17 protein-coding genes are annotated in these 18,590 nt (G+C 72.6%); 5 read left to right on the plus strand and 12 right to left on the minus strand.

The genetic code is table 11. The features are described from left to right. Positions 1-16: 16 nt before the first annotated feature. Both ACFYUV_RS22770 and ACFYUV_RS22775 read right to left on the minus strand, forming a co-directional pair. Positions 17-436 carry a hypothetical protein gene (locus ACFYUV_RS22770; RefSeq protein ID WP_387671098.1) on the minus strand — a complete coding sequence of 140 codons (420 nt, stop codon included), beginning with the start codon at positions 434-436 and terminating at the stop codon, positions 17-19. A 14-nt stretch (positions 437-450) separates the two neighbouring features. Next, entirely contained in the window at positions 451-1,443 is a 993-nt protein-coding gene (locus ACFYUV_RS22775) for a methionine synthase (protein ID WP_387671100.1), read from the minus strand. A 24-nt stretch (positions 1,444-1,467) separates the two neighbouring features. On the opposite strand from ACFYUV_RS22775, the gene ACFYUV_RS22780 reads away from it, so the two are divergent. After that, entirely contained in the window at positions 1,468-2,100 is a 633-nt protein-coding gene (locus ACFYUV_RS22780; protein WP_387671102.1) for an MBL fold metallo-hydrolase, read from the plus strand. Here ACFYUV_RS22780 and mnmA read toward each other — a convergent pair. Further along, positions 2,097-3,158 (minus strand): tRNA 2-thiouridine(34) synthase MnmA, encoded by a 1,062-nt coding sequence (gene mnmA / locus ACFYUV_RS22785; RefSeq protein WP_352318938.1) that lies wholly within the window; start codon positions 3,156-3,158, stop codon positions 2,097-2,099. The genes ACFYUV_RS22780 and mnmA overlap by 4 nt on opposite strands. 67 nt (positions 3,159-3,225) lie before the next feature. Between mnmA and ACFYUV_RS22790 the strand changes: the two genes are divergently transcribed. Beyond that, positions 3,226-4,278, plus strand: coding sequence for a DUF695 domain-containing protein (locus ACFYUV_RS22790; RefSeq protein ID WP_387671103.1), 1,053 nt, complete (start codon positions 3,226-3,228; stop codon positions 4,276-4,278). Here ACFYUV_RS22790 and ACFYUV_RS22795 read toward each other — a convergent pair. Further along, positions 4,271-5,434 (minus strand): cysteine desulfurase family protein, encoded by a 1,164-nt coding sequence (locus ACFYUV_RS22795; RefSeq protein WP_352318935.1) that lies wholly within the window; start codon positions 5,432-5,434, stop codon positions 4,271-4,273. The two genes, ACFYUV_RS22790 and ACFYUV_RS22795, sit on opposite strands and share 8 nt — an antisense overlap. 53 nt (positions 5,435-5,487) lie before the next feature. On the opposite strand from ACFYUV_RS22795, the gene ACFYUV_RS22800 reads away from it, so the two are divergent. From ACFYUV_RS22800 to ACFYUV_RS22810, 3 genes are all read left to right on the plus strand, one after another. Next, entirely contained in the window at positions 5,488-5,997 is a 510-nt protein-coding gene (locus tag ACFYUV_RS22800; protein ID WP_352318933.1) for a TetR/AcrR family transcriptional regulator, read from the plus strand. A 775-nt stretch (positions 5,998-6,772) separates the two neighbouring features. Beyond that, a complete protein-coding gene (locus ACFYUV_RS22805; protein WP_387671105.1) occupies positions 6,773-7,960 on the plus strand; it encodes an MFS transporter in 1,188 nt (395 codons plus the stop codon). A gap of 21 nt (positions 7,961-7,981) precedes the next feature. Continuing rightward, positions 7,982-8,155: a hypothetical protein gene (locus tag ACFYUV_RS22810; RefSeq protein ID WP_387671107.1), complete on the plus strand. Its 174-nt coding sequence runs from the start codon at positions 7,982-7,984 to the stop codon at positions 8,153-8,155. 74 nt (positions 8,156-8,229) lie between these two features. On the opposite strand, the gene ACFYUV_RS22815 is transcribed toward ACFYUV_RS22810, so the two are convergent. The 8 genes from ACFYUV_RS22815 to ACFYUV_RS22850 form a co-directional block, all read right to left on the minus strand. Next, the gene (locus ACFYUV_RS22815; protein ID WP_358288707.1) at positions 8,230-9,183 is read right to left on the minus strand and encodes an electron transfer flavoprotein subunit alpha/FixB family protein; all 954 of its coding nucleotides are present in this window, start codon (positions 9,181-9,183) and stop codon (positions 8,230-8,232) included. A gap of 19 nt (positions 9,184-9,202) precedes the next feature. Next, complete coding sequence (locus ACFYUV_RS22820) at positions 9,203-9,982, minus strand: electron transfer flavoprotein subunit beta/FixA family protein (RefSeq protein WP_352329623.1); 780 nt, start codon at positions 9,980-9,982, stop codon at positions 9,203-9,205. A 252-nt stretch (positions 9,983-10,234) separates the two neighbouring features. Then, entirely contained in the window at positions 10,235-11,455 is a 1,221-nt protein-coding gene (locus tag ACFYUV_RS22825; RefSeq protein WP_387671109.1) for a serine/threonine-protein kinase, read from the minus strand. Between the two features lie 35 nt (positions 11,456-11,490). Beyond that, the gene (locus ACFYUV_RS22830) at positions 11,491-13,254 is read right to left on the minus strand and encodes a serine/threonine-protein kinase (protein ID WP_387671111.1); all 1,764 of its coding nucleotides are present in this window, start codon (positions 13,252-13,254) and stop codon (positions 11,491-11,493) included. 16 nt (positions 13,255-13,270) lie between these two features. Next, positions 13,271-15,430, minus strand: coding sequence for a serine/threonine-protein kinase (locus tag ACFYUV_RS22835; RefSeq protein WP_387671113.1), 2,160 nt, complete (start codon positions 15,428-15,430; stop codon positions 13,271-13,273). Between the two features lie 126 nt (positions 15,431-15,556). After that, a complete protein-coding gene (locus ACFYUV_RS22840) occupies positions 15,557-16,069 on the minus strand; it encodes a YbaK/EbsC family protein (RefSeq protein ID WP_387671115.1) in 513 nt (170 codons plus the stop codon). A 64-nt stretch (positions 16,070-16,133) separates the two neighbouring features. Continuing rightward, positions 16,134-17,690 carry a flavin monoamine oxidase family protein gene (locus tag ACFYUV_RS22845; protein WP_387671117.1) on the minus strand — a complete coding sequence of 519 codons (1,557 nt, stop codon included), beginning with the start codon at positions 17,688-17,690 and terminating at the stop codon, positions 16,134-16,136. 30 nt (positions 17,691-17,720) lie between these two features. Beyond that, positions 17,721-18,563 (minus strand): M55 family metallopeptidase, encoded by an 843-nt coding sequence (locus ACFYUV_RS22850; RefSeq protein ID WP_387671119.1) that lies wholly within the window; start codon positions 18,561-18,563, stop codon positions 17,721-17,723. Positions 18,564-18,590 lie beyond the last annotated feature (27 nt).

An 18,590-nucleotide genomic window follows, 5' to 3' on the forward strand; every position in this document is an offset into this window, starting at 1 on the left:
GGAACGACTCCGCCGGTCATCCGCCCTGGGCCCAGACGCCTTCCCAGACCGAGCAGTTACCGGTGATCTTCCTTGCCGTGCCCCGGCAGACCCTGCCCTCGACGGAGAGCATGTAGCCGGTCTTCAGCGAGAACTCCAGCGGCTTGGTGCCCGAGCAGTTGCGGTACGTCCTGCGCCCCTCGCCGCCGCCGTCCTTGACCCAGCGCAGCTGCAGCCACGAGCACCCGGTACGGCCGGGGAAGTCGTACAGCCCGCCGCTGACCACGAACCCCGGCCGGTCGAGCAGGACCCTGCCCTTGGCCTTCCCGGCCCGGTCGGCGGAGTAGATCGGCCCCCAGCTCCAGATCTCCGGGTTGGCCGAGGCCCCGGCGGGGACGGCGATCGAGGCGGACGCGATCAGCATGGCGGCACCGACGGCCAGAGCGCGAGCAATCATGGCAAGGACGCTACTCAGCCGCCTTGCATCCCGCTTGCCGGATCGTCCTTGAGCACCTGGGCGGCCTTCCTGCACGCCGCCAGGGCCGCCCGCGCGTAGCGGGGCGAGGCTCCGGCCAGGCCGCAGGCGGGCGTCAGCGTGACCTTGGCGGCCAGCCCGTCGGGGGCGAACCCGAGCCGCCGCCACAGCTCCACCGCGGGCCTGGCGACCACCCCGGTGTCCGGCAGCGCGACGTCCCTGCCCGGCACGACGCCGAGCAACAGGCCGGCCCCGGCCTCGAAGAGCTCGCCGAGCTGGTCGTCGTCCCTGCGGCGCAGCAGCGACGCGTCGACCGACACCGCGCGCACGCCGGCCCGCCGCAGCAGCGCGTAGGGCACCCCGGGCGCGCAGCAGTGGACCACCGCGCCGGGGAACAGCCGCAGCGACTCCTCCACCCGCCACTCCTCGACCGCCGCCAGCCGCCCGAACCCGGACGCGGTCGGGACCGTGCCCGCCAGCACGCCCGGCAGCCCCGGCTCGTCGAGCTGCAGCACGATCTCGGTGACCCCCGGCAGCCGGCGCCGCACCTCGGCGCAGTGGTCGGCGACCCCCTGGGCCAGCGACGCGACCAGGTCGCGCACGGCGCCCGCGTCGGAGAGCATCTTGTCGCCGTACTTCAGCTCAAGGGACCCGGCCAGCGTCCACGGCCCGCACACCTGCAGCTTGAGCGGCCCGGAGTAGTCGTGCGCGACCTCCTCCAGCCCGTCGAGGTCGCGGCGCAGGTGATCGACGGCCCGCTGATGGTCGCGGCCCGGCCGGTCGGCCAGCCGCCACCCCGACGGCTGCACCTCGACCGGCAGGTCGATCAGCAGCCCGGCCGTCCTGCCGACCATGTCGGCGCCGACCCCGCGGGCCGGCAGCTCCGGCAGGTACGGCAGGCCGGGCAACTCGCCGAACACGACACGGATCGCCTCAAGATGATCCTCACCCGGATGTGACCCGACCCCGGTGGCTTCCCACGTAGACATGGGCACAAGCGTAGGCTCTGCCGAATGGAGCTCACCAAACTCACGCACGCCTGCGTACGCCTTGAGAAGAACGGCAAGGTCCTGGTCATCGATCCGGGCACCTTCTCGCAGGAGCCGGTTCTCGACGGCGTCGACGCGGTCCTGATCACCCACCAGCACTTCGACCACTTCGACATCGAGAAGCTGAGGGCCGCTCCCGCCGGGGTGGAGGTCTGGACGTGCGAGGGCGTCGCGGCCCAGCTGACCGACGTGCCGGTCAAGGTCCAGGTGGTCCGGCACGGCGACGCCTTCGACGCGGCGGGTTTCCGGGTGAAGGCGTTCGGCGAGTGGCACAGCAAGAACCACCCCGATGCGCCCGTCGTACAGAATGTCGGTTTCATGCTCGACGACGAGGTGTTCTACCCGGGCGACGCGCTCACCTTGCCCGGCGTCGAGGTGCCCACCCTCCTCGCGCCGACCAACGCCCCTTGGATGAAGCTCAGCGAGATGGTCGAGTACCTGCGCACGGTGCGCCCGGCCCGCGCGTTCTCCACGCACGACGGCCTGCTCAACGACATCGGCCTGTCGCTGGTGGACACCTACCTGGAGCTGGAGTCGGACAAGCAGGGCGCCGACATGCGCCGGCTCAAGGTCGGCGAGTCGGTGACGCTGCCCTAGGCGGCCGAGACGATGGTGGCCGAGCCGATGACCGTGTCGCCGGAGTAGAGCACGGCCGCCTGGCCCGCCGCGACGCCGGTGGCCGGGCGGTCGAGGTCGATGCGCAGGCCGCCGCCCGCCTCCTCCTCGAAGCGGCAGCCGTAGACCTCGCCGTGGGCCCTGAGCTGCACGGTCAGGTCGTCGAGGCGGGACGGGCCGTTCCAGACCGGGCGGACGCACGAGATCGAGGTGACCTCCAGCGCCGAGCGCGGGCCGACCGTGACCGTGTTGGAGACCGGCTCGATCGACAACACGTAGCGCGGCCTGCCGTCGGCGGCCGGACGGTCGATGCGCAGGCCCTTGCGCTGGCCCACCGTGAAGCCGTGGGCGCCCTGGTGGGTGCCCACCACCGCGCCCTCCTGGTCGACGATCGGGCCCTCCTCGGCGCCGAGCCGGCCGGCCAGGAAACCGCGGGTGTCGCCGTCGGCGATGAAGCAGATGTCGTGGCTGTCGGGCTTGTCGGCGACGGTCAGGCCGCGCCGGGCGGCCTCCTCGCGCACCTCGGCCTTGGTGGAGCCGCCGAGCGGGAAGATCGCGTGGCTGAGCTGCTCACGGGTGAGCACCCCCAGCACGTACGACTGGTCCTTGCCCTGGTCGACGCTCCTGGACAGCACGCCGTCGGACAGCTTGGCGTGGTGGCCGGTGGCGACGGCGTCGAAGCCGAGGGCGAGCGCCCGGTCGAGCACCGCCTCGAACTTGATCTTCTCGTTGCACCGCAGGCACGGGTTGGGGGTGCGGCCCGCGGCGTACTCGGCCACGAAGTCCTCCACCACGTCGCGCTGGAACCTCTCGGCCATGTCCCAGATGTAGAACGGGATGCCGATCACGTCGGCGGCCCGCCGCGCGTCGCGGGAGTCCTCGATCGTGCAGCAACCCCGCGCGCCCGTGCGGTGGGATTGAGGGTTGGCCGACAGGGCCAGATGCACACCAGTGACGTCGTGACCGGCCTCGGCGATCCGGGCGGCGGCCACGGCGGAATCGACGCCGCCCGACATGGCGGCAAGCACACGCAGTCCCATGACCGTTCCAGCGTACTGTCCGGCGGGGAGTGCGCGGCCATCGGCTCCGTCTGGGAGGATTCAGCGCATGCGACTGTTCGGGCGCAAAGACGAAGAGGAAGAGGCCGGCCGGCCCGGCGACGGCGTGGCCGCGTTCTGGGCGTGGTGGCAGGAGGCCAGGCCGCGGCTCGACCCGCTGGTGGCGGCGGGCACCGCCGACGGCATCGAGGAGCTGGTCGCCCCCGCCGTGGCCGCGATCGACCCCGGCCTGGTCTGGGAGGTGGCGCCCGGCAGGAACGCCGCGCACGCCCTGGTGGTGACCGCGGCCGGCGACGCCGAGCTGCGCTCGCTCGCCCACCGCTGGGCCAGGGCCGCGCCGCCGGCCGACCTGCTGTGGGAGTTCCATCCGTCCCGGCAGGCCAACCCGCAGGCGCTGGAGCTGACGCTCGACGTGGGCGGCTTCGAGTTCGCGCTCGACAAGCTGGTCTTCGGGCTGCGCGTGCCGCGCAACCAGCCGCGCGTCGACGTGACCGCCCACCACCCGATCTTCGGCGAGCTCGACGAGGAGACCCGCCTGGAGGCGACGCTGCTCGCCCTCGACTGGCTGCTGGGCGAGGACGACGTCGCCAGGTGGGTGGGCGAGATCACGCCCGCCACGTTCCAGCCGATCGACGCGGTCGCCGCCGTCCACCTGCCCGCCGTGGTCGCCGACCTGGCCTCGGGTTATGAGGGCGAGGAGTGGCTGCTGCTCGAAGGGCAGACCGGCGAGGGCGCGCCGCTGGTGGCCACCGCGCGCTTCCCGCTGCGGCCCGTCGACCACCCGCTGCTCGACCAGCACATCGAGATCACGCTTCCGTACGCCCACCGCGACGCCGACGGCCTGCCCGCCGGCGATTCGCTGAAGGCGTTGAGCGACTTCGAGGAGCGCCTGGCCGCCCGCCTGCTCCAACTGCGCGACGACGCCCTGCTGGCCGCGCACCTGAGCGCCGCCGGCCATCGGGTCGTCCACGTCTACGCCGACCCGGCCTCCGACGCCGCGATCCACGCCAAGGAGCTGATCGCGAGCTGGGAGGAGGGCGAGCCGCGGGTCGACGTGGGCCACGACCCCGCCTGGGCCGCGGTCTCCCCCTTCCTCAGCTGAGCCCGGCCCTGCGGGCCCGCTCGACGGCCGCGGGCAGCACCTCGATCAGGCGGTCGACGTCGGCGGCGGTCGAGGTGTGGCCCAGGGTGAACCTGAGCGAGCCGCGCGCGGCCGCCGCGTCGGCGCCCATCGCGAGCAGCACGTGCGAGGGCTGCGCCACGCCCGCCGAGCAGGCCGAGCCGGTCGAGCACTCCACGCCCTTGGCGTCGAGCAGCATGAGCAGCGCGTCGCCCTCGCAGCCGGGGAAGGAGAAGTGGGCGTTGCCGGGCAGCCGGCCGGTCGGGTCGCCGTTGAGCACGACATCGGGGACGGCCTGGCGGACGCGCTGGATGAGCTCGTCGCGCAGCGCCGTCAGGCGGCGGCCCAGGGCCTCCTGCTCCTTCACGGCGGTCCGCACGGCGGCGGCCAGGCCCGCGATGGCGGGGGCGTCGAGCGTGCCGGAGCGCACGTCGCGCTCCTGACCTCCGCCGTGCTGCACCGACACCGGGGTCAGCCCCCTGGTCAGCAGCAGCGCGCCCACGCCCATCGGGCCGCCGACCTTGTGGCCGGTCAGCGTGAGCGCGTCGGCGCCGGAGTCGGCGAACGACACCGGGAGCTGCCCGATCGCCTGCACCGCGTCGGTGTGGAACGGGACGCCGTGGTCGTGGGCGACGGCCGCCAGCACGTGGACCGGCTGCACCGTGCCCACCTCGTTGTTGGCCCACATGACGCTGATCATGGCGACGTCGTCGGGGTCGCGCTCGATGGCGGCGCGCAGCGTGTCGGGATGGACCCGGCCGTATTCGTCGACGTCGAGCAGCTCGACCTCGGCGCCCTGGCTCTCGGCCAGCCACGCGGCCGGGTCGAGCGCGGCGTGGTGCTCGACGGAGCTGAGCAAAATGCGGCGCCGGGGCCTGCGCGCCCAGTAGAGGCCCTTGATGGCGAGGTTGTCGGCCTCGGTGCCGCCCGAGGTGAACACGACCTCGCTCGGCCGGGCCCCCAGGGCGTCGGCGATGCTCTCGCGGGACTCCTCGACGACCCTGCGCACCTGACGGCCCGCGGCGTGCAGCGACGAGGCGTTGCCGACGCGTTTGAGTTGCTCCGTCATGGCCTCGATCGCTTCGGGCAGCATGGGCGTGGTCGCCGCATGATCAAGATAGGCCGACGGTCGTGTCACCAGATCAGGGTATCTCGTTTGCCACTGTACCGTCCGGACGGTACAGTTGAGGCATGCGAAGGGACGAGCTGTTGGACGCGGCGGAAGACCTCCTGTGCGACCAGGGGTCGGCCGCGCTGACGCTGTCCGCCGTAGCCGACCGGGCCGGGGTGAGCAAAGGCGGTCTTCTTTACCACTTCGGCACCAAAGAGGCCCTGATCAAGGGCATGGTCGAACGGCTGATCGAAGAGTTCGACGACCTGATGGCCGCGCAGCCGGACGGCACGTACACCGAGCGGTACCTCGGCGCCACGCTGATCGCCGTGCGCTCGGGGCGGCTGCGACGATGGGCGGTCGTGACGGGCGCGTCGGGGAACCTCTTCCTGCTCGCGCCGCTGCGAGAGGCGATGTCGCGATGGCACCGGGAAGGGCTGGGCGACGAGCCCGACCCGCTGGCCGCCCAGATCGTGCGGCTGGCCTGCGAAGGGTTGTGGGACGTGGCCAGCCACGACCCGCAGCTCAACTCGGAGGCGGACCTGCGTGCCCTCGAAGCCCGGCTGAGAGCGCTGCTCAAACCCGGCTGAACCGGCTGGCTCCGGTGTGTCGGGAGTCACCATGGTCCCGGGAATGTGCCGGGGTCACTCGCGGTTCAGGTGTCGGAGCTTCGATCACGGAGCTTTCCGCGGTTCTCCGCGGCTTTCTGTGATGGACCGGAACGGATGGGAGGGCGGTCTCGCGATGACGATCCCGTGCTCCCACGCCCCCTGTCCCGCGGCCTTCGCCCGCTTCCCGTCCAGACCGAGCGCCCCGGCGGCGCCCGCCGTCCCCGTCAGACCGTTCCGTACGGGCTGGGCAGGCCGGACGCGCAGGCCCCCGTCAGGCAGACGGTAGGCCGGAGGACGCGGGCGGCGGCCGAGCGGCGAGAGCCGACCGGCCTGGCCGTCAGCCCGGCAGGGCCGGCCGTCCGGTCATGACGCGGGCCACGATCGAGCGCCCGGGTCGCCCACCGAGCAGCACGAGCTGACCCCGGACCGGCGCCGCCCGGCCACCCGCTCACCGACACCACCGCTCGACACCCACCCGCGCCCTCAACCGCGCCTTGGCCCGTCCAAGGGCCCCGACCGCCTCAACCCACCCAAGGCCGACCCCGGCCAGCAGCCCGTCAACAGCTTGAGCCGCCCTGCCCCCGCACAGCCGGGCACTCGGCAGGCGCGCCGGACGGGCCGCGGCGGCGGGCCGGACGCGTGGTGGTTGGTGGTTCTGTCCCTTCGAGTGTTCATCCCCCCGGATTTCCTGGGCGCTCCCCCATGGGAGCGCCTGATTTGTGGCGAAATAACGAGTTTCTGAGAGGTGTGCCTTATGACCCGCGACCTGAGGACGGCCCGCTACGGGGCGATCCTCACCTTCGTCCTCGGCGGCCTGATGGTGGGCACGATGACCGTGCGCATCCCCGCCCTGACCGACAAACTCGGCCTGTCCGAGTCCACGGTCGGCGCGGTGCTCCTCGCATGGGGCCTCGGGGCCCTCGTGACCATGCAGTCCATGCGACGGATCATGGCCCGCGCGGGCAGCAGGGCGGTTCTGCGGATCGGCGCCCCACTCACCGCGGTCGGCCTGCTGGCCGTCGCCTTCGCCCCGAACCTGCCCCTCCTGATCGTGGCCGCCACGTTCTTCGGCATGGCCTTCGGCACCGTGGACGTCGCCATGAACGCCCAGGGCTCCACCGTCGAGCAGGCGTACGGCCGCCCGCTGATGAACGGCATGCACGCCGGCTGGTGCGTGGGCGCCATCTCGGCGGGCGCGCTGGGCAGCCTGTCGATCGCCGCCGGCCTGTCGTTCACCGCCAACCTGGCGCTGGTCGCCCTGGTCTCGCTGCCGGTCGCGCTGCTGATCGGCCGTACGTACCTGCCGGAGGCCCCGGCCACGGAGGCGGCGCGCACGGCCCGGCACCGCATGCCGGCGATCGTCTACCTGCTCGGCGCGATCATGTTCTTCGCCTTCATGGTCGAGGGCGTGGTCGCCGACTGGAACGGCCTGTACATGCGCAACGAGCTCGGCGCGCCCGAGGCGCTGGCCGCGCTCGGCTACCCGGTGTTCGAGGCCGGCATGCTGCTGGCCAGGCTCACCGGTGACCGGCTGCGCTCCCGGTTCGGGGTGCGCGGCATGCTGGGCGTGTCCGGCGTGGCCACGGCCGGGTTCTTCACGGTCGTGCTGATGGCTCCGGCGGCGCTGGTGGCGGTGCTGGCGATGTTCTTCGTCGGGCTCGGCGTGGCGACGATCGCGCCGCTGACGCTGTCCCTGGCGGGCACCGCGACCGACGCACCCGGACCGGCCATCGCCCAGGCGGGCGCCATGGGCTACGCGGGCCTGCTGCTCGGCCCGGTGGTGATCGGCTTCCTGTCGGACGCCACCTCGCTGCGCGGCGCGCTCGGCATCGCGGTCCTCCTGGGCGTGCTGATCGCCGTGGCGTCGCGGTTCCTGCCCAGGCGGGAGGCGCCGGTGTTCGCAGCCGTTCCGGTGCGGGAGCCGGTGAAGGTCGCCGCGTAGGCTGGGGACGGCTTCCAGCTCGTGGCGCAGCGCGACCGGGTCCCCGCGCCGCTGTTCCCCGCGGTCGCCGCGGCGGCCGCCGTCGTCCTGTGCGCGCTGCTGGACCTGCACGGCTTCGCCCTGCTGGCCGGCGTCCTGGCCGGATGGGCGCTGAAGGCGGCCGGCGCCCGGACCGCGCCCGCCGCGTCCGCCTGAGACGGCGGAGGCGGCGCCGCACGTCGTGCGGCGCCGCCTCCGACCGGCGCTGTGCGCGCCGATGATCCCTGACGCTACTTGCGCTTGCTGATCTCTTCGGTGAGCTGCGGGACGACCTGGTGCAGGTCACCCACGACCCCGTAGTCGGCGAGCTCGAAGATCGGCGCCTCGGGGTCCTTGTTGATCGCGACGATGGTCTTCGCGGTCTGCATGCCGGCCCGGTGCTGGATGGCGCCGGAGATCCCGGCCGCGATGTAGAGCTGCGGCGAGACCGTCTTGCCCGTCTGGCCCACCTGGAACTGGTGGGGGTACCAGCCGGCGTCCGTGGCGGCGCGCGAGGCGCCGACGGCCGCGCCCAGCGTGTCGGCCAGGCCCTCGATGACGGAGAAGTTCTCGGCGGAGCCCACGCCCCGGCCGCCGGAGACCACGATCGCGGCCTCGGTCAGCTCGGGCCTGGCGCCCTTCTCCTGCTTGACGCGCTCGACGATGCGGGCGGCCTTGGCCGCCTCGCTCAGCGCGACCGACACCTCCTCGACGGCGCCGGCGCCCGCGGCGGCCTGCGGGGCCGTCGAGTTCGGGCGTACGGCGACGATCGGGGTGCCCCTGCGCACCTTGGAGTGCACGTTGACGCCGCCACCGAAGATCGACTGGTCGGCCACGAAGCCCTCGGACAGGCCCACGGCGTCGGTGATGACGCCGGAGTCGGTCTTGACGGCCAGCCGACCGGCGACCTCCTTGCCCTCGGCCGTGGCGGCCACGAGCACCGCGGCGGGCGACTTCTCGGCGACGAGCTGGGCCAGCAGCTCGGCCTTGGGCGCCACCACGTGGTCGACGATGTCGGCGGAGCCGGCGTTGTAGATCGTCTCGGCGCCGTACTCGGCCAGCTTGGCCTTGGCGGCGTCGCCGAGGCCGGGGCCGGCCCAGACGGCGGCGGGCGTGCCGAGCGAGCGGGCCAGGGTCAGCAGTTCGAGCGTGACCTTCTTGACCTCGCCGTCGACCTGCTCCACGAGAACGAGAATCTCCGACATATCAGTAAAACCCCCGTTCTCAGATGAACTTCTTGGAGGCGAGGAAGTCGGCGGCCTTCGAGCCTCCGTCGCCCTCGTCCTTGACGATCGTGCCGGCGGCGCGCGGCGGCGCGGCGGCGAAGTCGACCACCTCGGACCAGGCCGCGCCCAGGCCCACCTGGGCGGCGTCGATCTCGGCGTCGGCGATGGCCAGCGTCTCGACCGGCTTCTTCTTGGCCGCCATGATGCCCTTGAAGGACGGGTAACGCGGCTCGTTGATCTTCTCGACCACGGACACGACGGCCGGCAGCGAGGCCTGGACCTTGTCGAAGCCGTAGTCGGTGATGCGCTGGACGCTGATCGAGGAGCCCTCGATCTCGACCTTGTTGGCCAGGGTGAGCTGGGCCGTGCCCAGGCGCTCGGCCAGCATCGCGGCCAGCACGCCGGTGCGGGCGTCGGTCGACTCCGAGCCCAGGACGACCAGGTCGAACCCGATCTTCTTGAGCACCTGGGCCATCGCGTACGAGGTGGACAACGCGTCGGAGCCGTGCAGCGCGTCGTCGCTCAGGTGGACCGCCTTGTCGGCGCCCATCGCCAGGGCCTTGCGGATGGTCTCGGTGGCCTTGCCCGGGCCCATGGTGAGCACGGTGACCTCGCCACCATGCGCCTCCTTGAGCTTCAGCGCCTCCTCGACCGCGTACTCGTCAAGCTCGTTGACCACGCCGTCGACGGCGTCACGATCGAGCGTGTTGTCATCGGACCGCAGCTTGCGCTCGGTCGCCGTATCGGGGACCTGCTTCACGCAGACGACGATGTTCATGGCCGGTGGCCGACCTCCCGTGTTCGCGTGCGCCCACCGCGTCGCTGCGATAGGCGCCGAATGCAATGCTGACCAGACTGCCAGGTTCCCGACGGGCTCCTGACACGGGGTGGGTCAGAGTCGTGCCCTGGCTCCCGCGGTCATGTTACCCGTGGGTAGCTTACGCGCAAACCGGCGGTTCCCGCGTCAAGCCCCTACCCTTCCCACCATACCGAACTTTATTCGGTACGTTCCGATCGCCCCCAGGGGAAATCAGGCGGACAACAGGAACACGATGCCCACCACCAGGGCCGTACCCGCGAACAGGGCCAGGGTGAACGTGCTGAACACCGCGGCGAGCCCGAAGCACAGCCCCACCGCCCCCGCCACGCTCACCAGGTCGGCCACCATCCGGCCGCGCCGGTACGGCCCGCGCGAGAGCAGCGCCACCCCCGCGTCGCTCACCACCGCCAGCACGTAGGCGGCCAGCAGGAACAGCGCCACCTCGGGCAGCGGCTCGCGGGCGGCCGCCGCCAGCAGCGACACGAACAGGCCCGAGCCGATCAGCCACCGCCTGCGCACCTTCTCCCGGTGCCGCGCCCTGGACTCCTCGACCGGCCTGCGACGGCCGTCGCCCGGCCGCCACTCTCTCGTGCTCATGTCGTCGGCCGGCCGGGGACGCGCCACCGGGGCCGAGGGACGGGGGCCGGTCTGCCGTACGTGCGGGACGGGGGCGACGCCCAGCCGGGCGCAGATCTGCGCGGCCGTGGGCCGGGCGGCGGGGTCGGTGGACAGGCACTCGCGTAACAGCGGCGCCAGCCAGTCAGGCACGCCCTCCAGGTCGGGCGGGTGGTGCACGACCCGGTAGGCCACCGCCGAGGCCGGCCCCTGCCCGTACGGCTGCCGCCCGGTCGCGGCGTAGGCGAGCGTCGCGCCGAAGGAGAACACGTCGGCCTCGACGCCCGCGCTCCCGCCTTCGAGGATCTCCGGCGCCAGGTAGCCGGGCGTGCCGACCACGGCGCCCGACGCGGTGACCGACAACGAGTCGAGCGCGCTGGCGATGCCGAAGTCGATGACGACCGGGCCGTCCTCGCTCATCATCACGTTGGCCGGCTTCAGGTCGCGGTGGACCACCCCGGACTCGTGCATGGCCAGCAGCGCGTCGGCCAGCCCCGAGGCCAGGGGGCCCAGCTCGGCGACGGGCACCGGCACGGCGCTGAGCGGGCGGCCCTGGACGTAACGGGTCACCAGGTAGGGTCTGGGGCCCTCCAGCGAGGCGTCGAGCACCTCGGCGACGTGCGGCCCGCCGACCCGGCGCATCGTCTCCACCTCGCGGTCGAGCCTGCCGAGCGCGAGGGCGTCGGCCGCGACGTGCGGATGCAGCACCTTGACCGCGACCGTGCGCCCCTGGACGTCGAGCGCCAGATGGACCTCGCCGAAGCCGCCCGCGCCGAGCCTGGAGAGAAGCTCATAAGGGCCGAGGCGCTCGCTCATACCTCATCTCTCCCCCGCCGGGCCGAGGGGGACACTCACGACCACGGAGTCAGGAAGCCCAACCCCAGCCCGTCGAGCAGACTTTCGATCAGGCCGGTGATCAGCCCGATGGTGCTCTGCCTGGCGTCGCTCGCCAGGTCGTCGATCACGCTCTGCGGGGCCCGCCAGGGCGTCCAGACCGGGTCCTGGCCGAGCGCGAACATCGCCGCGAACAGCGCCGCCGTGCCCACCGCGACGACCGCGACGAGCGCGGCTCCGGGGCTGCGCAGCACGCCGGTGAGCGTCCGGGTCACGGCCTTGCGCGGCGCGCCGCCGCCCGGCAGCACGAACAGGCCCCCGGCGAACGCGCCGGCCGCGAAGGCGGCGGCCTGGTTGGTGCCCATGCCGCCGGCCCAGTGGAGCGCCCCCCACACGCACGCGCCGAACAGCAGCGCGAGCGGCACGTGCACCAGCGTCACCAGCGCGGCCTTGACCAGCGCCCACGGCGTGCCGACCAGCGCGAGCAGCGGGTCGGCCGAGCTGCTGCCGCGGATCTGGCGCCGCTTGACCATGTCGCCGAAGAGGTATTCGCCCACGCGCAGCACCACCGCGAGCGCGACGGCCACCGCCCCCATGACGACGGGCATCATGACGGTCAGCGCAACCAGCGTGACCAGCAGCAGCAACCCGGTCACCTGGGCGCCGAACAGGTACCTCTTCCGCTCCGCCGGCGGCACGTGGCCGCGCGGCTGGGGCGGCGGCGTGTAGGGGCGTGGTTGCGGCGGCGGCGCCGGGTAGCCGGCCACCCGCTGGTCGGTGCGCGGCACCGGGCGCGCCGAGGTCGGCGCGGGCACGTAGGGCGGCGGCCGCTCCTCCCGCCGCGCGGGCGGCGGCGGGGGCGGGGGCGCGGGCTTGCGGTAGTCGACCGGCGGCAGCAGGTCGGAGAACGTGTCCATGGCGCGCGTGCCGCTGCCGATGCGCTTGGTGCCGGTCGGGCCCTCGATCTCGTTGAACGTGGTCACCGACGGGTCGAGCTCCCTGGCCATCCGCAGCAGCTCCTGCGCGCCCGGCCGGGCGGCGGGATCGACCCGCAGCGCGCGCGACAACCAGCCGCGCAGCCACGCGGGCGCCCGGTCGAGCTGGGCCCGCCCCTCCATGATGTTGAAGCAGACGGCCTCGAACGTCCCGGTGCCGAACGGCGGCGCGCCCGTGGCGGCGAAGAACACCGTCGAGGCCAGCGCGTGCACGTCGGCCGCCTGGGTGATGTCGGAGTCGCGGATGATCTCGGGCGCCAGGTAGCCGGGCGTGCCGACGAACATGCCGGTCTGGGTCAGCCGGGTCGCGTTCACCAGGTGGGCGATGCCGAAGTCGATGACCAGCGGCTCGCCGTCGACCAGCATGACGTTGGACGGCTTGAAGTCGCGGTGGATCACGTCGGCCGCGTGGATGGCGACCAGCGCCTGGCACAGCCCCTGGGCCAGCCTGATGACCTGCCGCGCCTCCAGGGCGCCCTCGGTCAGCACGGTCTCCTCCAGCGTGCGCCCGGGGGCGAAGCGGGTCACGACGTAGGGCTGGCCCCCCACCAGCTCGGCGTCGATGACCTCGGCGACGTACGGGCTGCGCACCCGGCGCATGGTCTCGACCTCGCGGGTGAGCCGGTCGCGGGCCTTGAGGTCGGCGGCCACGTGCGGGTGGAGCACCTTGATGGCGACCTCGCGGCCCTCGCCGTCGAGACCCAGGTGGACGACCCCCATGCCGCCCTCGCCGATCTTCCTGACGATGCGGTAGGGGCCGAGGCGTTCCGGCGCTTGGATGCTCATCGCCACCTTCCTCGGCTCAGCCGCCGCCCTTCAGGCTGCTGAGTTGCTCTGTCACGGGTGTGACGTCCAGTGGACTCCATACACTCCCCCTTGGCGTGTCCCCGAACGTGCCGTAGGCGAGGATCAGCGAGAGCGCGGCGCCCGCCGCCAGGACTCCCGCCATCGCCATGGCCGCTGTTCTAGAGGGTACGAGCGATGAGAGCGTTCTGCGCATCTGCCGCCCCGGGCCCTCGACGCCCGGCCCCGCGCAGAGGGTCCAGAGCGCGACCGCGGCCCCCCACGCGAGGGCGTTGGCCGAGTTCATCTTGACCACCACGCTGAGCAGCAGCGTCACCGGCAGGCCGAGGATCAGGGCGTACAGGACGAGCGCGACCGTGATGCCCACGGACTTGGCCAGCGCCTGCGGCTGGGCGAAGACCCTGAGCACGTCGAGGGCGGCGGACCCGGCGGGCCTGCGCCCGCTGAGCGCCGGCTGGGCGAGGTCGGCGGCGCGCAGCAGCACGGCGATCGGGATCGCCACCACCGCCACCAGGACGGGGGCCGTCACCGCCGCCACGATCATGAGGATGAGCAGCATGGCGCTCGCCACCCCGTACGCCTTCGAGCGCTGCAGCGGCTGCGCCGGACGCCCGCCCTGGTGGTACGGCTCGCGAGCGGCCTGCGGCTCCTGCGGCGGGTACTGCGGCTGCGCCGGGATGTAGGGCGGCGGCTGCACGGGCACCGGGCCGTAGTTGGCCGCTTCCTGGCCGGAGTTGAACCGGCCGTGGTCCACCGGCTGCGCGCCGGACCCGAGCCGGCCGTGGTCGACCGGCTGGGGGCCGGAGCTGAGCCGGCCGAACTCGGCCGAGTCCGGGCGCACGCGCCGGGTGGGCACGTCGGCCTCGTGCGGGTTGACCTGCGGCAGCGGCTGCGACTGGGGCAGCGGCTGTGACTGCGGCTGGGGGTGGAGCGGGGGCTGCTGCTGCGGCCAGGGCTGGCTGGGCCCGGCCTCGCGCTGGATCTGGCGCAGCTCCTCCGGCGAGACCCGGCGGGTCGGCCACGGGTCGCCCGCGCCCTGGTCCGCCGGCGCCGCGCCCTGTTCGGGCAGCACGGCGCCGGGCAGCCCGGAGCCAGGCAGCCCGGCGCCGGGCAGCGGAGCCGCCTGGCTGGGCAGCCCGGCCGCCTGGTTGGGCAGCAGCGAGACGAAGTGCGGGTCGGCGGGCGGCGCGACCGGCTGCTCCTGGCCGTCGATCAGCCGGCGCGGCGTCATCGGCGGCGTGGAGACGTCGTAGGACGGCTTCTCCCCCACGAACGGCGGCCGCCTGGTCGGGTAGTCGTCGGGCGCGTCGGGCCGGGGGACGGTGGAGATCTCGTCGGGCACGCCGTGCGGCGGCCTCGGCAACATCCGGGCCGTCTGCTCGGCCAGGTCGGCGGCCTTGGGCCGCTTGGCCGGGTTGCGCTGGAAGCCCGCCTTGAGCAGCGGCTGCAGCTCGGCCGGCACGCCGCTGATGTCGGCCTTGCCGGCGGTGATGTTGTAGAAGATCATCTCCAGCGTGCCCTTGCCGAAGGGCGGCTGGCCGGTGGCGGCGTAGAGCAGCGTGCCCGCCCAGGCGTGGATGTCGACCTCGGGGCCGGCCTCCTGGCCCTCGATGATCTCGGGCGCGAGGTAGCCGGGCGTGCCGATGAACATGCCGGTCTGGGTCAGCCTGGTCGCGTCGACCGCCTGGGCGATGCCGAAGTCGATCAGGACGGGCTCGCCGTCGAGGATCAGCACGTTGCCCGGCTTGAGGTCGCGGTGGATCACGCCGACGGAGTGGACGACGGCCAGCGCGGAGGCCACCCCGTGGGCCAGCCGGACCAGCGCGGGCAGGTCGAGCGGCCCGTCGTCCTTGACGATCTCGTCGAGAGGACGGCCGGGCACGTAACGCGTGACGATGTAGGGACGATGACCGGTTACGTCCGCATCGACCACTTCTGCGATGAATTTGCTGCGGACCCGGCGCATGGTCTCGACCTCACGCGAAAGCCGTCGCCTGGCGACCTCGTCACCGGCGACCTCTCCGCGCAGGACCTTGACCGCCACCTGTCGCCCCTGGGGGTCGACAGCGAGGTGGACAACGCCCATCCCGCCTTCACCGAGCCGCCTGAGCAGCCGGTAAGGGCCTAGTCGGTCATCGTTCATGGCATGAAGCACCATACCGGCTTAATCCCCGCCCACGAGATGAACCATGAGGCCACATTCCCACTCGTACAACGTCCGATACGGCCTCATCGGTTTCCCATCCAACGGTCTCGAATTGGCTTCAGTTCGGCTTCGGGGCCTTCAGGTCGTCAGGGACAGGACCTCGGCGCCCTTCAGCCCGGCCAGCGCGGCGCCCGGCACGGCGAGCTTCGACCTGCGCAGGCCGCTGCCGATCACCACTCTGGGATGTTCGGCGACGTGCACGTCGACCAGGACGGGCCAGTCGCCGGGCAGCCCGAGCGGGGTGATGCCGCCGTACTCCATGCCGGTCAGCTCGACCGCGTCGGCCATCGGCGCGAAGCTCGCCTTGCGGGCGTCGAGATGTCTGCGCACCACGCCGTTGACGTCGACGCGCATCGTCGCGAGCACCATGCAGGCGGCGTAACGCGTCTCGCCGCCGCGCCTGGCGGCCACGACCACGCAGTTGGCCGACTCGTCGAGCCGTACGCCGTAGCGCTCGCAGAACGCGGCCGTGTCGGCCAGGTCGGGGTCGATCTCCGTCACCTCGACGCCCTCGACGCCCGGCACGGCGAACGCCACCGGATCGGCCAGCAGGTCGGCGCGGCCGGTCGCGGGCACCCAGTGCAACGTCATCCTCGTCTCCTCGATCGCTCTTCCTTGACCGACCCTATGCCGGTCGAGGAAGTGGCGTGCGACGTCACGTGGACTGCAGCACCCGCCGGTGCAGCAGGGTGACGGCGCTGCGGGCCGACTCCATGGCGCCTGCCTGCCAGGCGATCAAGTGGGTGAGCCAGTCACCCGCGAAGTAGACCCTTCCGGCGGGGCGTTGCAGAAGAGTGAAGGACGAATCAAAGGACGGCCAGTACATCCAGCCTCCCTGGATGTGCTCCTGGCGGTGCCAGGCGATCGAGACGCTGGACAGCAGGTTCTGGCGGTACTTGTCGCCGTGGATCTTCCTGCCCTGGGTGAGGGCCTTCCGCCTTCTGTCCTCGGGGGTGAGGGAGCCGTACAGCTCGGCGTTCTGCTCGGTGTTGTAGTACCCGACGATCAGGCCGCGTTCGGAGTGGTAGCCGTGGGAGGGGTACCAGATGTGGGTGATGTCCAGGTCGGTCTCGGTGACGCCGCCGTAGATGCGGTCCTCCAGCTCCCACCAGCGCCTGCCGTACTCCAGGCCGATCTTGCCGGCGGCGACCGGGATGGGGGTGCTCAGGGCGCTGGTGACCGGCGCTCCGAGGTTGTGCGGGATCTTGGCGAGGAGGTGCGGGGGGAGGGTGGCGATGCAGTAGTCGGCCTTGACGCTGCCGCCGTCGTACGTCACCTCGACGCCGTCGTCCAGGGTGGTGATCCTGGTGACCTTGGCGCCGGTCCTGATCCGGTCGGCCCCTACGGCCTCGGTCAGCTTGGTGACGATCGCGTCCATGCCGCCGACCGGCTGGAACATCGGGGTGGCCATGTCGTAGCCGAAGTCGTTGGTGATGGCGCGGCCGGTGGCGGCGGCCAGCACGTCGTGGAGGGTGCCGGGGGGCGGGATGGGGGTGCCGCCGTCGAGCGCCGGGTACTTGGTGAAGCCGCGCCGGGGTGAGCCCTCGTAGTCGAGCTTGGGGCCCAGGTCGCCGAACCGGCGGAGGAACTCCAGCAGGCGCTGCCGGTCGTCGGCGGTGATCGCCTTGTCGAGCGCGCCGATATTTGTGGCCTTGGCCAGCAATTCCGCGACATATCCGTACATGTCGGCTCGGGCGGTGCGGGCCCGCACGGTCTTACCGTTGGTGTGGACGTACGCCGAGGCGTTGTTGTTGACGAACGTCTCGATCGGGACGCCCAGCTCCCTGCAGTAGTCGAGGGTGACCATCCAGGGGGCGATGCGGCCGGGCCCGGCGTTGAAGTAGACGCCCTCGCCCAGCTTGACGTCCTGGGCCGGGCCGTTCAGCTCGGTCAGGCGGTCGCCGCCGCGCAGCGTCAGGTTCCGGCCGCCGGCCCTGCCCCTGGCTTCGAGCAGGGTGCAGTCGTAGCCGGCCTTGCCCAGCTCGTACGCGGCGGTCAGCCCCGCCACGCCCGCGCCGAGGATCACCACCTTGGCCGCGCCCTTGCCGCGCAGGGAGAAGTCGCCGGGGCGCGGCGCGGCGAACTCCTTGTCCTGCTCCGAGGGGGCGAGCCCGAGCGCGCCCATGGCGGCGTACATGGCGCCCGCGCCACCCACCGCTCCGATCCCGACGAGCAGCCCCCGCCGGGTCAGCGCCGCGCCTTCCACCGTCACCCGCTCCCTGAGTCAGCAGTTACCGACATCTCAGCCGTACGGCCCGCTGCCGCAGGCCACCTGGCCGCCGATGGTGGCGAAGATCCCGAGCAGCGCCATGATCTGGCGGAAGTCGTCGGTGGTGAACTCGGTGTGCCGCGAGCCGGCCGTCTTCACGCCGGGCACCAGCGCCACCGCCGCCGCGATGGCGGTCGAGTTCCACTCCACCCCCAGCGTGTACGGCGCCTCCACCCGATAAGGCGTGAAGTCGCTCAACCGGGACAGCGCGCGAGCGGCGGCCTCACGGATCTTCCCCTGGGCGACGCTCGGTGGCAGCAACTCGGCCGAGAACTTGTCGATGCCCTTCTTCACCGCGACCGTCTCGACGTCGCCGAGCAGCTCGCGCGCCTCCTCGCCGACGGCCTCGTCCCCGGTCACCAGCACGACCGGCACGCCGTGGAAGCCCGCGCACGCCGCGACCAGCCGGGTCTCGCCGCACAGCTCGCCGTTGAGGTAGACGTTCTGGATCTCCTTGCCCATCCACGTGTGGTTGAGCACGCCGTGCTGGACGCCGGCCCTGGCGTGGTAGCCCACGAAGCACGCGGCCTGGAACGTGCCGTCGAGCCCCTGGGCCATGCGCTGGGCCTTGCCCGGCCCCCGGATCAGGGTCGCCCGCGGGTCCAGGAGGTCGATCCGCAGGTTCTTGGTGGACCCGTGGGCGTCGTTGACCAGCACCGAGCCGGCCCCCGCGGCGAACGCGCCCTCGACGGCGGCGTTGGCGTCGGCGGTCATCAGCTCGCAGCCGCGGTCGTAGCCGCGTTTGCCGGCGTGCATCTCCTCGGGGTCGGTCAGCCCCGTCACGCCCTCCATGTCCACCGACAGGTAAACCTTCACGCAGTCAACTCCTCGCACTTCGCCGGA

The sequence above is a fragment of the Nonomuraea sp. NPDC003560 genome (genome assembly GCF_042878785.1).
In the GTDB taxonomy this organism is placed as follows: domain Bacteria; phylum Actinomycetota; class Actinomycetes; order Streptosporangiales; family Streptosporangiaceae; genus Nonomuraea.